Here is a 12,391-nt window from a genome sequence, read left to right as displayed (position 1 = left end):
CTGCTGCGGTCAATCGGGAAGCAAAGTTCCAGATCCGCCCATCTCGGCTGGAAAGTCCTTCTGCTTTGGCAGCCCGTCTCTCAGATGCAGCACTGTCGTCTCGTAGTTGACATGCATGCCAGGCTGAAAATCGAGGTCGGGAAGGACCGCTGCATAGACGTCCGTGACGCCCCACGGCGGATGCTCGGTCAAAAGATGGCCGCCGCAGACCGTGCACCACTTGCGCACGCTCTTTTCGGTTTTCTGATAACTGCCGATTTTGTCCGTGCCCTTGGTGATGTGAACGGCTTCCGGCGGCCAGAGCGAGAAGGCATTGACCGGCCCTGCCGACCATTCCCGACAGGAGTCGCAATGACAGTAACCCATCGCCATTGGCTCGCCATCGACTGCGATTTCCACCGCGCCACAGAAACACTTGCCTGAAAGGGATTTGCCATTAGACATTGATGTCACCTCACGCTGTGCTGAGACGCAGTTCAGCATACCACCAGGAAGGAGGGCTGAACAGTCGACGTCTTGAACAGCGTCCGGGAGCGGCGAGCCGTATTGCCGCCGCCGCAAAGCCAGGATTTGGCTGTTCTTCTCGACAAAGCCTTGATTTTTTCCGGCCAAACCTCGATATCGGGCACATCCAAAGACCAAGCAATTCGGAGACCGTCATGACCGACGAAACAACAAAAACCGGACCTGACGCCACGGCGGCTGACACGTCAGCGGATTTCGCGCAGGATGCAGCGGAAACCGTTGATGCAGCCGAGCCGTCTCAGCCAGATCCGGTTGAGCTGCTGAAGGCCGAGAACGGCGAACTGCGTGATCGCTACCTTCGCCTTGCTGCCGAGATGGACAACCTCCGTCGCCGCACCGAGCGCGACGTGAAGGATGCAAAGTCCTATTCCGTGGCAAGCTTTGCCCGCGACATGCTCTCGGTGGCCGACAACCTGCGCCGCACGCTGGATGCCATTCCGGCCGACGCCCGTGATGGCGCCGATGCCGGCCTGAAGACGCTGATCGAAGGTGTCGAGATGACCGAGCGTTCAATGCTCTCGGCCCTTGAGCGTCACGGTGTGCGTCAGCTCGAGCCGATCGGGCAGAAGTTCGATCCCAATTTCCATCAGGCCATGTTCGAAGTGCCGAACCCGGAAGTGCCGAACAACACTGTCGTCCAGGTGGTGCAGGCCGGTTTCGTCATCGGCGACCGCGTTCTGCGCCCGGCCATGGTCGGCGTCGCCAAGGGTGGCCCGAAGATCGTCGAAAATGCCGAGCAGGGCGCCAACAGCCCGCTGGACGAGAAAGACGCCTGATCTTTTTTGGCAACGCCAATAAAAGAAGAGAGCCGGACGATCTCGGATCATCCGGCTCTTATTTTTGCCTTGGTCCAGTGTAATCCAAGCGGTTAGGCGGCGTTGGATGCCTGCTCTTCGTTGAGGAAGGCGTAGATGGCGGTGGCGGAATCGGTGGCGCGGAGCTTCGCGACGAGATCCTGGTCCCGCAGAACGCGGGCGATGCGCGAGAGCGCCTTCAGGTGGTCCGCGCCGGCACCTTCAGGTGCGAGCAGCAGGAAGACGAGATCGACAGGCTGGTCGTCCAGCGCCTCGAAATCGACGGGCGCTTCAAGGCGCGCGAAAATGCCGGCGATGGACTTGATGCTGGCAAGCTTGCCGTGGGGAATGGCGATACCGTTGCCGACGCCGGTGGAGCCGAGGCGCTCGCGCTGCAGCACGACGTCGAAGATTTCGCGCTCGGGCAGTCCGGTGAGCTTGGAGGCTTTGGCGGCCAGCTCCTGAAGCAGTTGTTTTTTGGAATTTGCCTTCAAGGCGGGGATGATCGCATCTTGCTGTAGCAAATCTGCCAATGCCATTCTCTTTATCCTTCGTGTCGCCGAGAACCGATGACGGGCAAGCGGCGGCCAGCTGCGATGATGCGCAGCCGCCGCTTATCTTCTATTCTCAGCCTTTGATATTGGCTGCGTCGATCCAGCCAATGTTGCCGTCCTGACGGCGATAGACGATGTTCAAGTGTTCGTTGCCGGGGCTGCGGAAGAGCAACAGCGGCTCGTCGGTCATGTCGAGCGCCATCACGGCGGTCGCCACCGACATGGTTTTCAGTTGTTTCGTGCTCTCTGCGACGATTGCCGGCGCGAAGTCGGCAGGGATCTCCTCGTCGTCATCGGGAACGCCGTCCATGACGGTATAGGCGACTTCCGCCTGACCGTTCACGTGGTTGCCTGCCTGATGGTCCTTGAGTTTGCGCTTGTAACGACGCAGACGCTTTTCGATGCGCTCGGAGGCAGCGTCGAAAGCAAGCTGCGGATCCATGGCTTCGCCGGCAGCATGCAATACGACACCGCTATCGAGGTGAAGCTTGCAATCGGCCGCAAAACGCGAACTGGACTTCTGCACAGTTACCTGACCCGAATACCCCCCGTCGAAGTATTTGGTCACGGCCATACCGATCTGGTCCTCGATCCGCTGACGGAAGGAGTCGCCAATTTCCATATGTTTACCGGAGACACGCACACTCATGGAGTTTCCCTTCTTGTAGTGGTTATTGCGCGTATCAGTTTACGCCAAGCCTCAAGCTCATCCAAGCACTTCACGCAGTCAAAGGCAAATTGCGTATATCGACCGCCTTTTGGATGGTGGGGATAAGTTTCATGGTCGTGCTGTCCTGCAGCGATTGCGGCGGGCTTCTAGCCCTGCCTCATACGAAAGTCAACTGCATCTTAACGGACCGTTAGGAGTTTGACATCCGGTGGTTGAAGGTTGCCGGCCGTCAGAAACCAGAAACTTTGGCTAGAGCCCGCTTCTCTCGGCGCCGTTGCACGGAGGAGGGGATGTTCATGGCTTCGCGGTACTTTGCAACCGTGCGGCGAGCAAGCTCTATCCCGCCCTTCTTCAGCGTATCGACGATATCGTCGTCGGAGAGGACCGCATCCGGGCTCTCGTTCGAGATCAGCAGACGGATCTTGTGGCGCACGGCCTCTGCAGAATGGCTGTCTCCGCCCTCGACGGCGCCGATCGAAACCGTGAAGAAATATTTGAGCTCGAACAGCCCGCGTGGCGTCAGCATGTACTTGTTCGAGGTCACGCGGCTGACCGTCGATTCATGCATCTTGATGGCATCCGCCACGGTTTTCAGGTTGAGCGGCCGCAGATGGTCGACGCCATGCAGTAGGAACGCGTCCTGTTGCCGCACGATCTCGCTTGCCACCTTCATGATCGTCTTGGCGCGCTGGTCCAGGCTGCGGGTCAACCAGTTGGCATTCTGCAGGCATTCCGAAAGAAAGGCATGGTCCTGGCTGGTCTTGGAGACGGAGGCGAAATAGGACTGGCTCACCAATACCCGCGGCAGCGCATCGGGATTGAGTTCTACCAGCCAGCTACCGTCCGCAGAGGGACGCACGACGATATCGGGCATGATCGCCTCCGATATGTCTGTTTCGAAACCGCTGCCGGGCTTCGGGTTGAGCTGGCGGATTTCCGCCATCATGTCGAGCAGGTCTTCCTCATCGACGCCGCAGAGCCGCTTCAGCGTGGCGAAATCGCGCCGGGCAAGCAGCTCGAGATTCTCGATCAACCGCTCCATGGCGGGATCGAAGCGATCCTTCTGCCGGAGCTGGATTGCCAGGCATTCGCTGAGGGAGCGGGCAAACACGCCGGGCGGATCGAGTTGCTGTAGGGCCTCCAGCACGCGCTCGACGTCGGCAGGCGTCGCACCGAGGCGTTCGGCCGTCTCACCGAGTTCGCCGCGCAGATAGCCACAGTCGTCGAGTTGGTCGACGAGATGCTGGGCGATCAGCCGGTCGCCCATGGCGGGAAGAGAGAAGGGAATCTGTTCGTTGAGATGATCGCGCAGCGACACCTGGCCCGCGACGAAATCGTCCAGGTCGTAGCCTTCACCGGCATCGCCGCCGGGCATGGATTTCCACTGGCTGAGCAGCTCCGGCGCATCGGCGCGCTGCGGGTTGCCGTCATCGGGAAAGACGTCGCTGAAATTGGTGTCGAGCTCGTCGCTTAGCCGGTTGGCGTTGCCGGTATTGTCGCTCTCGTACCAGTCGCTCGCAAGATCGCCGGCATTGCGTTCGGAGCCATCCTCGCCATGGGCTTCTTCCATGGTCTCGAAGCGTTCGTCCCTGGCCTCGCGATCGCCGCCGCTGCCTATATCCTCGTCATTTGACGCAAATTCCAGCAGCGGGTTCTTTTCGACTTCCTGTGCGATGAACTGCGTGAGCTCGAAATGCGTCATCTGCAGCAACTGGATGGATTGCATCAGTTGCGGTGTCATCACCAGGCTCTGGCTTTGGCGCAGGAAAAGATTGGCCGATAATGCCATGGCGGACGCGGGACTCCCCTTGAACTCCTCGGGAATCCGCGCCTCTTTTCACTAAAATTCTCGCGAAATTCCAACTGGCCCAAAAATTGCTTTTTTATTGGATTTGGTCAAGCGGAACTGTGAAGCCGAAGTAAATTTCCGGCGCGCGGTAGCATTCGCTAATATTGGCGGATGGGAGGAAGGAATTTCAGCCTATCAGAGGCTGAAATTGTCACCCAGATACAGCTTGCGTACTTCAGGATTGCTGACGATGTCGTTCGCCCTGCCATGGGTGAGGACTTCACCCGCATGGATGATATAGGCGCGGTCGATCAGGCCGAGCGTCTCGCGCACATTGTGGTCCGTGATCAACACGCCGATGCCGCGCGCCGTCAGGTGATGCACGAGGTTCTGAATGTCGGCGACCGAGATCGGGTCGACGCCGGCAAAAGGTTCGTCGAGCAGCATGAAGGTCGGATCGGTGGCCAGCGCGCGGGCGATTTCCAGGCGCCGCCGCTCGCCGCCTGAAAGCGCGATCGCCGGCACGCTGCGCAGATTGCGAATGTGGAATTCCTCCAGCAATTCGTCGATCTTGCGCTCCCGCTTCGTCTTGTCCCTTTCGTGGACTTCGAGCACGGCGCGGATGTTTTCTTCCACGGTCAGTCCACGGAAGATCGAGGCTTCCTGCGGCAGGTAGCCGACACCGAGCCGCGCCCGGCGATACATCGGCATCGAGGTAACATTGTTGCCGTCGATCTCGATCGTGCCTTCATCGACCGGCACCAGTCCGGTGATCATGTAGAAGCACGTCGTCTTGCCGGCGCCGTTCGGCCCCAGCAGCCCGACTGCCTCGCCGCGGCGCACCACCAGCGAAACACCGTTGACGACACGTCGCGTCCGGTAGGTCTTGGTGAGGCCCCGGGCGATCAGCGTGCCCTTATAGCGTGCCTTGTCCGCGGCCGGTGCGCTCGATGCCGCAGAAGACGGCCCGGGCACGCCGGGCAAGGTGGATGTGGTCGATGTCGTCACGAGGGGGCCGGTATCAGTTTTTCTTTTGTTGTTGTTGCTGCACTTGCTGCGACTTCGGGTCGAGCTGAATCTGGACGCGACCGCCACAGGAATCCAGCTGTGCTTCACCCGTCGCCATATGCACGGTGAGCTGGCAGCCTGTGAAAACATTCGGTCCGTCGGTCAGAACCACCTTCTTGCCCTTGAGGATCGCAAGCTGGTTGGCCATGTCGAAGGAGCCGTCCTCCGCCGTCGCCGTCTGCGTTCCGGAAACGAGGTAGACCTTGTCGGTGACCAGAATGTGGTCGATGTTGGCATCGCCCGACACGAGCGACTGGTTCTGCTCCTTGGCAGCCTTGGCGACCGGATTGTCGGGCTGCTTGGCATCTCCTGCCTGCTTCTTCTTATAGAAGACCGTCATCTTGCCGGCCTGCATGGTCGTGGTGCCCTGGACCACCTTGACATTGCCGGTGAAGACCGCCTGGCTCTCCTGGTCATGGATCTCGAGCTTGTCGCTTTCGATCTGGATCGGTTGATCCTTGGAGAGGGCAAGACCCGGCATCGAGCTGGTCGTCGACTGCGCGCCGGCGCTTGCGGCCGCAAAGAAGGCGGCTGCGCCAAAAGCACAGAGAAGGCCGGCCTTGCGCAAGCCGGAATTGAAAATTGAATTAGGCCAATACTTTATCATGAACCGCCCGGCTTCTGTTGGCTATCTGAATTATGGAGAGCGGCAGGTTCGATGTTCATCCGAACCTGCCCGTCGAATTCGATTACGCTCCCCTTATCCGTCATCTTGAGCGAACGCGCAACAACCGACATACCACCGCGGGTGATAGCAACCTCGTCCTGGCTGGAAAGGTCCCCCTTCTTCACATCCAGGAAGGCGGTCTTGAATTCGGCGTGCAGCCCGTTGTCCATCAGGATGGTAAAGGGCTCGGTCAGCTTCAGTGTATCGGCCTGGCGGTCGAAATCCGCGCTCGCGGCCGTAACATGGGCGATCACGTCGGTATTGACCGGCATTGATGCCTTGATGGTCTTGAGCGTGATCATGTTGGGATTCTTGATATCCTGAAGCGCTTTTTCGGCAAGCAGCGAGTAGTTGATACCATCCTTGTTGCGCCCGGCAATAGCGGGGCGTTCCATGACGACCTTGCCATCCTCGATCTTGGCGCCCTCGATCTGAATGTTTGCCGGCAGATAGGCGCGGATGACAGAGACGGCAATAAAAAGGAGTGAGATGATGATGGCGGCAAGCGGCAGCAGCACCCTGAGCCGCTTTACGCGGTTAGAATGGAAAATCGCGTCTTTATACGCGTTCCGTTCCGGCACCGAGCGTATTGCCTCGCCGGGGGGCTCGATCGTATTGAGCATGCAACAGGTCCGTCTTTTATGATCCGGAGAACCGCATTCACGCTATGCGAGGCTGTGCCAAAAAGCCCTATCGGATCGTTTCGCATTATTGCACTGGCTTGCCAATATGGATTTTTTCCTGCTGTGGGCGAATTTTAGCAGAAAAATATACCATAAGCCGGTTTCATCAGGTCGGGCGATGTCCTATCTCATGAACCAGCAGAGCGGCGTCCGTCGACGACATCGAAAACGGGAAACGCTTTTCTCTAAGGATTGTGCCCGTTTCAAGGTGTCATACATCCGGTTTGTGGCGCTTTCAATTTGTTGCAGGGAGAAATAAGGCGTGATGGACAGTTCTGCAATCGCGGATCGGCGACAATTGCGCCGCAAGGTTGGTTTCTGGCGCATTGTTGCCGTTTTGCTCCTTGTGGCATTGGGTTTTGCGCTTTATCGCTTTGTTTCGGCCGACCTGCCGGATGCGCGGGGCCCGCAGATCGCCCGCGTCAAGATTTCCGGGCTCATTCAGGATGATCCGGAGCTGCTGGAGCGGCTGAAGAAGATCCGCGACAATGATCAGGTCAAGGCGCTGATCGTGTCGATCTCTTCGACTGGCGGAACGACCTATGGCGGCGAACGCATCTTCAAGGCAATCCGCGCCGTCGCCGCCAAGAAGCCGGTGGTATCGGACATCCGCACCGTCGCAGCTTCTGCCGGCTACATGATAGCGACAGCCGGCGATGATATCGTTGCGGGCGATACCTCCATCACCGGGTCGATCGGCGTCATCTTCCAGTATCCGCAGGTCAAGGACCTGCTCGACAAGGTCGGCGTTTCGCTCGATGAGATCAAGTCGGCACCGCTGAAGGCCGAACCGTCGCCCTTCCATCCTGCCAGCGAAGACGCCAAGAACATGATCCGCAACATGGTCATGGATAGCTATGGCTGGTTCGTCGATCTGGTGGCGGATCGCCGCAAGCTGTCGCGCGACGAAGTGCTGAAGCTTGCCGACGGCAGCATCTTCACCGGCCGCCAGGCGCTTCAGAACAAGCTGATTGACACACTCGGCGGCGAGGACGAAATCCTCGCCTATCTCGAAACGCGCAAGGTCAAGAAGGGTCTGCCCATCGTCGATTGGAAGCCGGAAGACAAAACTTCGTCCTTCTTTTGGCCAGGTGCCGCTTCCTGGTTGCTAAATCGTCTCGGTTATGATGATTTTATTAAAGGAGAGAGTCTCCAGAAAATCATGACCGATAAGTTGTTTCTTGACGGCCTGCTTTCTGTTTGGCAGGGTGCAGCCAATTGATAAATCAATGATTTAAGGGGATAGCTGTGATCAAGTCGGAACTGGTGCAGATCGTTGCCGCCCGCAACCCGCATCTCTATCACCGCGACGTCGAAAATATCGTCAATGCTGTCTTGGATGAGATCACCGATGCGCTCGCAGCGGGAAACCGGGTTGAGCTTCGCGGCTTCGGTGCTTTTTCCGTCAAGAACCGGCCTTCGCGCTCCGGTCGCAACCCGCGCACCGGCGATACGGTCTTCGTCGAAGAAAAATGGGTTCCCTTCTTCAAGACCGGCAAGGAATTGCGCGAGCGCTTGAATCCGGGCGCCGGCGACGACGAGGAAGACGACAACTGATCGGGCCAGTCCGGTCGAGTTTCCCCAAATGCGCCGACGGAAATAGTTGTCGGACATGATTGTGCCGCGACGCGGTGGCACTTGAATTCAGCCGTCTCTTTTCTATTCTGCGGCTGAAGGCGGCTTGGGTGCGGGACATCCATGGCCGCGGACAAAGGAGCTGCGCAATGGCCAAGAAGATCGTCAATCTGCTGATATTGCTGCCGCTCGGCATCATCCTCATCATATTCTGCGTCGCCAACAGGCAATCCGTGACATTGGCCCTCAATCCGTTCCGACCGGAAGATCAGGTGCTGTCGCTGAATGCGCCGCTGTTCGTTTTGCTATTTGCGGCGCTGATCCTCGGTATGATCGTCGGGGCCGCGGTCACCTGGTTCAATCAGGGAAAGCATCGTAAACGTGCCCGCAATCAATCGCGGGAAGCGGTGCGCTGGCAGGCCGAAGCCGATAAGCATCGCACGCGTGCCGAAGAAATCGCCGGGCAGCTGCCGTCAAAGTGACGTGAAGTCGGCGAGCCGCATCTCTTTATAGTCGCCCTCCGGCGAGGCGCCGTCGCCGACGATCTCGAAGCCGAGCCTCCTATAAAAGGCCATGGCGCGGATGTTTTTGACCAGGCATTTCAGCCGATAGCGACGCCGAGGCCAATCCGGCAGGCCGGCAAGTAGTGCCTTGCCGACGCCGCGGCCCTGGAAGGCCGGCAGAACGTAAAGCATATGGATGAAGTCATCCGGCTCCCAGACTGCGGCAAAGCCGGCAATTACACCATGCCCGTCCTCGCAGACGAACAGGCGTTCGCCATTGGTATGAATGGCAAAATCTTCAAGGGCGAAATGCCCGGGATCGACCCATAGGAACGTTTCGCGACGGACACGGAGATAGATCTCCGCAAGCTGCTGCATGTCCTGTTCGCGTGCAGGCCGGACGGCCCAGGTCTCGAATTTCGATGTCATGATCGACTATATGGGGCCGAAATATTCCGCTGGCAATCAGGCGCTCGCCTGGCCGTTGATGGCAGCGGTGAAATCGGCAAAAAACTGCTGCGCCAGCTTCTTGGCGCTGGAATCGACCAGGCGGGAGCCAAGCTGCGCGATCTTGCCGCCGACCTGCGCCTTCGCCTCATATTGCAGGATGGTCTCGTTGCCGTCTTCCTTGAGTATGACGTCCGCGCCGCCCTTGGCAAAGCCGGCAATGCCGCCCTTTCCTTCTCCCGAGATCGTATAGCTTTCCGGCGCATTGATGTTGGAAAGCTTGACCTCGCCGTTGAAGGAAGCCGAAACGGGGCCGATCTTCAGCTTGACGGTTGCCGTCAGCTCCGTCGGGGAGACCCAGTCGAGGCTTTGACAGCCGGGAATGCATTGTTTGAGGATTTCGGAATTGTTCAGCGCAGCCCAAACGGCGTCTCTGGGTGCTGCGATCCGTTCCTCACCGGTCATGTCCATGCACAATCCTCCCAATGTGACATTTTGTGCATGGATCATCGCAGATCGGAAAGCGCTTTGCCAAGTGGCGGCCAGATGCTATTTGCACGCACATATCAATTTTGAGACAAGCATGGTGAAACATAGGGAAAGCCGGCCCGGCCAGAAAAATACGGGCGGCCTTGGGGCGAGACCCCGGCGTGACATGCCCGGCAAGCCGCCGGCAAAGCCCGCGCATGCTTCAAGGCCAGCCAAGCCTTTGCGTGATGCCAAGCCTCCGCGCTATCATGGCGGGAATGTTGCCGAGTCGCGTTCTGCAGCACCTGCCGCTGCAGCGCCGGAACGCCCGCTGATCGCCCGAACCGGTGAGCGTCCGCCGGAGCGCGTGCCGGTTATCCTGGAATCGCTCGGTGCCGGTGATTTCCACCTGATCGACAGCGGCAATGGCCTCAAGCTCGAGCAATACGGTCCCTACCGCATCGTCCGGCCTGAGGCACAGGCGCTGTGGCCGCCGTCGCTTGCCGCGCATATCTGGGATAATGCCGATGCGATCTTCACCGGCGATACCGATGAGGACGGCATGGGCCGCTGGCGTTTTCCGCGCGAGGCGCTCGGCGAGACATGGCCGCTGCAATTGCTCGGTGTCGATTTTCTCGGTCGCTTCACCGCATTTCGCCATGTCGGCGTCTTCCCGGAGCAGATCGTGCACTGGGCATGGATGAAGGAGCAGGTCGAGGCGGCGCAACGGCCACTGAAGGTCCTGAATCTATTCGGCTACACCGGCGTCGCCTCCCTGGTGGCGGCTGCTGCCGGGGCTGAAGTGACGCATGTTGACGCTTCGAAGAAGGCGATCGGCTGGGCGCGCGAAAACCAGGCTTTGGGCCGCATGGAAAAACTGCCGATCCGCTGGATCTGCGAGGATGCGATGAAGTTCATCCTGCGCGAGGAGCGGCGCGGCAACAAATACGACATCATTCTCACCGACCCGCCGAAGTTCGGCCGCGGCCCGAATGGCGAGGTCTGGCATCTGTTCGAACACTTGCCGCTGATGCTCGATATCTGCCGCGAGATCCTGTCGCCGAAGGCGCTCGGCCTGGTGCTGACGGCCTATTCCATCCGCGCCAGCTTCTATTCTATTCATGAGCTGATGCGCGAGACGATGCGCGGTGCCGGCGGCGCCGTCGAATCCGGCGAACTCGTCATCCGCGAGGCCGGCCTCGATGGCCGCACGCCGGGCAGGGCGCTTTCCACCTCTCTCTTCAGCCGCTGGGTGCCGAAATGAACCAGGATTTTCGTAGTGACGGCCCGCGCAAGGTCGGACAGGTCAAAGAGGTTACCTCGCTTGCCAATCCGATCGTCAAGGATATCAAGGCGCTGACGGTCAAGAAGTCTCGCGAGGAAAGCGGCGCCTTCCTGGCCGAAGGACTGAAGCTCGTCATCGATGCGCTCGAGCTCGGCTGGACGATCCGCACGCTTGTTTACGCCAAGGCCGCCAAGGGCAAGCCTCTCGTCGAACAGGTCGCCGCCAAGACGGTCGCGGCCGGCGGGCTGGTGCTGGAGGTCAGCGAAAAGGTCATTGGCTCCATTACACGCCGCGACAATCCGCAGATGGTGGTCGGCGTCTTCGAGCAGCGCTGGCGGCCGCTTCGCGACGTCAAGCCGAAGGCGGGCGAGACCTGGGTGGCGCTCGATCGCGTGCGCGATCCCGGCAATCTCGGCACCATCATCCGCACTGCCGATGCGGCCGGCGCTTCCGGTGTCATCCTCGTCGGAGAAACGACCGATCCGTTTTCGCTGGAAACCGTGCGTGCCACCATGGGCTCGGTCTTTGCCGTTCCTGTCGTTAAAGCGACGCCGGAGGAGTTTCTGATCTGGAAGAAGACGGCCGGTGTCGCTGTCGTCGCCACCCATCTGGCGGGCGCCGTCGATTACCGCACCATCGATTACAAGAAGAAGCCCGTCGTCATCCTGATGGGTAACGAGCAGTCCGGCTTGCCGGATGCCCTGGCGAAAGAGGCCGACGCGCTCGCCCGTATCCCGCAGGCCGGCCGCGCGGATAGCCTCAATCTGGCGGTCGCGACGGCAGTCATGCTGTTCGAAGCACGCCGCCATATCCTGACCCTGAGCGAGACCCGATGACCGATAGCGAGACCCATGAGCAGCCGACTGCAAAGCCGGCCCTGTTTTCACGGCCCCTGCCGATCCTGATCTTCATCGTGGTTGCGGTCATTCTCGACCAGGCCATCAAGATTATGGTGGATCATTGGCTGCCGCTGCAGGAGATGGTGCCGGTCATTCCGATGCTGGCGCTCTATCGCACCTATAATCTAGGCGTGGCCTTCTCCATGCTTTCGGGCATGGACGGCTGGTTCATCGTCGGGATGCGGCTCGTCATCGTCGCCTTCGTGCTGTGGCTCTGGCGGCGCACGCCCGATCATCGCTGGCTCGCGCATATGGGCTTTGCCCTGATCATTGCCGGCGCGCTCGGCAATCTGCTTGATCGCTTTCTCTACGGTCACGTGATCGATTATATCCTGTTTCATACGCAGACATGGTCTTTCGCGGTTTTCAATCTTGCCGACAGTTTCATCACCGTCGGGGCAGGCTGCGTCATTCTCGACGAGCTTCTGATGCCCAAAAAGGCAAAAGTTTAAAATTCTAGCGAA

At 59.4% G+C, this 12,391-nt stretch carries 16 protein-coding genes; 7 read left to right on the top strand and 9 right to left on the bottom strand.

The features are described 5' to 3' along the window. Window positions 1–9 precede the first annotated feature (9 nt). The gene (locus tag FBZ99_RS13325) at window positions 10–444 is read right to left on the bottom strand and encodes a GFA family protein (protein ID WP_145633534.1); all 435 of its coding nucleotides are present in this window, start codon (window positions 442–444) and stop codon (window positions 10–12) included. Window positions 445–659: 215 nt separating this feature from the next. Here FBZ99_RS13325 and grpE point away from each other — a divergent pair, with 215 nt between their 5' ends. Further along, window positions 660–1,301: a nucleotide exchange factor GrpE gene (grpE, locus tag FBZ99_RS13320; protein WP_112722001.1), complete on the top strand. Its 642-nt coding sequence runs from the start codon at window positions 660–662 to the stop codon at window positions 1,299–1,301. Window positions 1,302–1,393: 92 nt separating this feature from the next. On the opposite strand, the gene ptsN is transcribed toward grpE, so the two are convergent. The 6 genes from ptsN to lptC all read right to left on the bottom strand — a co-directional run bounded on the left by ptsN (window position 1,394) and on the right by lptC (window position 6,690). After that, complete coding sequence (ptsN, locus tag FBZ99_RS13315) at window positions 1,394–1,858, bottom strand: PTS IIA-like nitrogen regulatory protein PtsN (RefSeq protein ID WP_113329975.1); 465 nt, start codon at window positions 1,856–1,858, stop codon at window positions 1,394–1,396. Window positions 1,859–1,946: 88 nt separating this feature from the next. Next, window positions 1,947–2,522 carry a ribosome hibernation-promoting factor, HPF/YfiA family gene (hpf, locus tag FBZ99_RS13310; protein WP_095433787.1) on the bottom strand — a complete coding sequence of 192 codons (576 nt, stop codon included), beginning with the start codon at window positions 2,520–2,522 and terminating at the stop codon, window positions 1,947–1,949. 250 nt (window positions 2,523–2,772) lie between these two features. Beyond that, window positions 2,773–4,332, bottom strand: coding sequence for an RNA polymerase factor sigma-54 (gene rpoN, locus FBZ99_RS13305; protein WP_113351326.1), 1,560 nt, complete (start codon window positions 4,330–4,332; stop codon window positions 2,773–2,775). A gap of 195 nt (window positions 4,333–4,527) precedes the next feature. After that, the gene (gene lptB, locus FBZ99_RS13300) at window positions 4,528–5,316 is read right to left on the bottom strand and encodes an LPS export ABC transporter ATP-binding protein (protein ID WP_208409503.1); all 789 of its coding nucleotides are present in this window, start codon (window positions 5,314–5,316) and stop codon (window positions 4,528–4,530) included. 37 nt (window positions 5,317–5,353) lie between these two features. Next, complete coding sequence (locus FBZ99_RS13295; protein ID WP_113351325.1) at window positions 5,354–6,007, bottom strand: LptA/OstA family protein; 654 nt, start codon at window positions 6,005–6,007, stop codon at window positions 5,354–5,356. Continuing rightward, a complete protein-coding gene (gene lptC, locus FBZ99_RS13290; protein ID WP_113329978.1) occupies window positions 6,004–6,690 on the bottom strand; it encodes an LPS export ABC transporter periplasmic protein LptC in 687 nt (228 codons plus the stop codon). The genes FBZ99_RS13295 and lptC overlap by 4 nt, the downstream gene beginning before the upstream one ends. A 325-nt stretch (window positions 6,691–7,015) precedes the next feature. Here lptC and sppA point away from each other — a divergent pair, with 325 nt between their 5' ends. The 3 genes from sppA (at window position 7,016) to FBZ99_RS13275 (ending at window position 8,807) form a co-directional block, all read left to right on the top strand. Continuing rightward, window positions 7,016–7,972: a signal peptide peptidase SppA gene (gene sppA, locus FBZ99_RS13285; RefSeq protein WP_113390000.1), complete on the top strand. Its 957-nt coding sequence runs from the start codon at window positions 7,016–7,018 to the stop codon at window positions 7,970–7,972. 26 nt (window positions 7,973–7,998) lie between these two features. Beyond that, window positions 7,999–8,307: an integration host factor subunit beta gene (locus tag FBZ99_RS13280; RefSeq protein WP_015338608.1), complete on the top strand. Its 309-nt coding sequence runs from the start codon at window positions 7,999–8,001 to the stop codon at window positions 8,305–8,307. Between the two features lie 167 nt (window positions 8,308–8,474). Further along, window positions 8,475–8,807: a LapA family protein gene (locus tag FBZ99_RS13275; RefSeq protein WP_145633532.1), complete on the top strand. Its 333-nt coding sequence runs from the start codon at window positions 8,475–8,477 to the stop codon at window positions 8,805–8,807. Here the strand turns inward: FBZ99_RS13275 and FBZ99_RS13270 are convergent. After that, window positions 8,799–9,257, bottom strand: a complete 459-nt coding sequence (locus FBZ99_RS13270; protein WP_145633529.1) for a GNAT family N-acetyltransferase — start codon at window positions 9,255–9,257, stop codon at window positions 8,799–8,801. The two genes, FBZ99_RS13275 and FBZ99_RS13270, sit on opposite strands and share 9 nt — an antisense overlap. A gap of 36 nt (window positions 9,258–9,293) precedes the next feature. Then, entirely contained in the window at window positions 9,294–9,746 is a 453-nt protein-coding gene (locus FBZ99_RS13265; RefSeq protein WP_113329981.1) for an SRPBCC family protein, read from the bottom strand. Window positions 9,747–9,858: 112 nt separating this feature from the next. Between FBZ99_RS13265 and FBZ99_RS13260 the strand changes: the two genes are divergently transcribed. The 3 genes from FBZ99_RS13260 to lspA are packed head-to-tail and all read left to right on the top strand — an operon-like array spanning window position 9,859 to window position 12,379. Further along, on the top strand, window positions 9,859–11,007 hold the full coding sequence (locus FBZ99_RS13260; RefSeq protein WP_145633526.1) for a class I SAM-dependent methyltransferase: 1,149 nt from the start codon (window positions 9,859–9,861) through the stop codon (window positions 11,005–11,007). Next, window positions 11,004–11,864 carry a TrmH family RNA methyltransferase gene (locus FBZ99_RS13255; protein WP_113351321.1) on the top strand — a complete coding sequence of 287 codons (861 nt, stop codon included), beginning with the start codon at window positions 11,004–11,006 and terminating at the stop codon, window positions 11,862–11,864. Before FBZ99_RS13260 ends, FBZ99_RS13255 begins: the two co-directional genes overlap by 4 nt. After that, complete coding sequence (gene lspA / locus FBZ99_RS13250; RefSeq protein ID WP_069611144.1) at window positions 11,861–12,379, top strand: signal peptidase II; 519 nt, start codon at window positions 11,861–11,863, stop codon at window positions 12,377–12,379. The genes FBZ99_RS13255 and lspA overlap by 4 nt, the downstream gene beginning before the upstream one ends. Window positions 12,380–12,391 lie beyond the last annotated feature (12 nt).

Source organism: Rhizobium sp. ERR 1071 (assembly GCF_007828675.1).
Lineage (GTDB): Bacteria > Pseudomonadota > Alphaproteobacteria > Rhizobiales > Rhizobiaceae > Rhizobium > Rhizobium dioscoreae.
This window is presented reverse-complemented; position numbering and strand designations above follow the sequence as displayed.

Coding starts and splice junctions, on each gene's coding strand:
- FBZ99_RS13255 (WP_113351321.1), top strand. CDS start 11,004: ATGAACCAGGATTTTCGTAGTGACGGCCCGCGCAAGGTCGGACAGGTC.
- FBZ99_RS13265 (WP_113329981.1), bottom strand. CDS start 9,746: ATGGACATGACCGGTGAGGAACGGATCGCAGCACCCAGAGACGCCGTT.
- lptC (WP_113329978.1), bottom strand. CDS start 6,690: ATGCTCAATACGATCGAGCCCCCCGGCGAGGCAATACGCTCGGTGCCG.
- sppA (WP_113390000.1), top strand. CDS start 7,016: ATGGACAGTTCTGCAATCGCGGATCGGCGACAATTGCGCCGCAAGGTT.
- hpf (WP_095433787.1), bottom strand. CDS start 2,522: ATGAGTGTGCGTGTCTCCGGTAAACATATGGAAATTGGCGACTCCTTC.
- FBZ99_RS13295 (WP_113351325.1), bottom strand. CDS start 6,007: ATGATAAAGTATTGGCCTAATTCAATTTTCAATTCCGGCTTGCGCAAG.
- FBZ99_RS13270 (WP_145633529.1), bottom strand. CDS start 9,257: ATGACATCGAAATTCGAGACCTGGGCCGTCCGGCCTGCACGCGAACAG.
- FBZ99_RS13260 (WP_145633526.1), top strand. CDS start 9,859: ATGGTGAAACATAGGGAAAGCCGGCCCGGCCAGAAAAATACGGGCGGC.
- grpE (WP_112722001.1), top strand. CDS start 660: ATGACCGACGAAACAACAAAAACCGGACCTGACGCCACGGCGGCTGAC.
- FBZ99_RS13325 (WP_145633534.1), bottom strand. CDS start 444: ATGTCTAATGGCAAATCCCTTTCAGGCAAGTGTTTCTGTGGCGCGGTG.
- ptsN (WP_113329975.1), bottom strand. CDS start 1,858: ATGGCATTGGCAGATTTGCTACAGCAAGATGCGATCATCCCCGCCTTG.
- rpoN (WP_113351326.1), bottom strand. CDS start 4,332: ATGGCATTATCGGCCAATCTTTTCCTGCGCCAAAGCCAGAGCCTGGTG.
- lspA (WP_069611144.1), top strand. CDS start 11,861: ATGACCGATAGCGAGACCCATGAGCAGCCGACTGCAAAGCCGGCCCTG.
- FBZ99_RS13275 (WP_145633532.1), top strand. CDS start 8,475: ATGGCCAAGAAGATCGTCAATCTGCTGATATTGCTGCCGCTCGGCATC.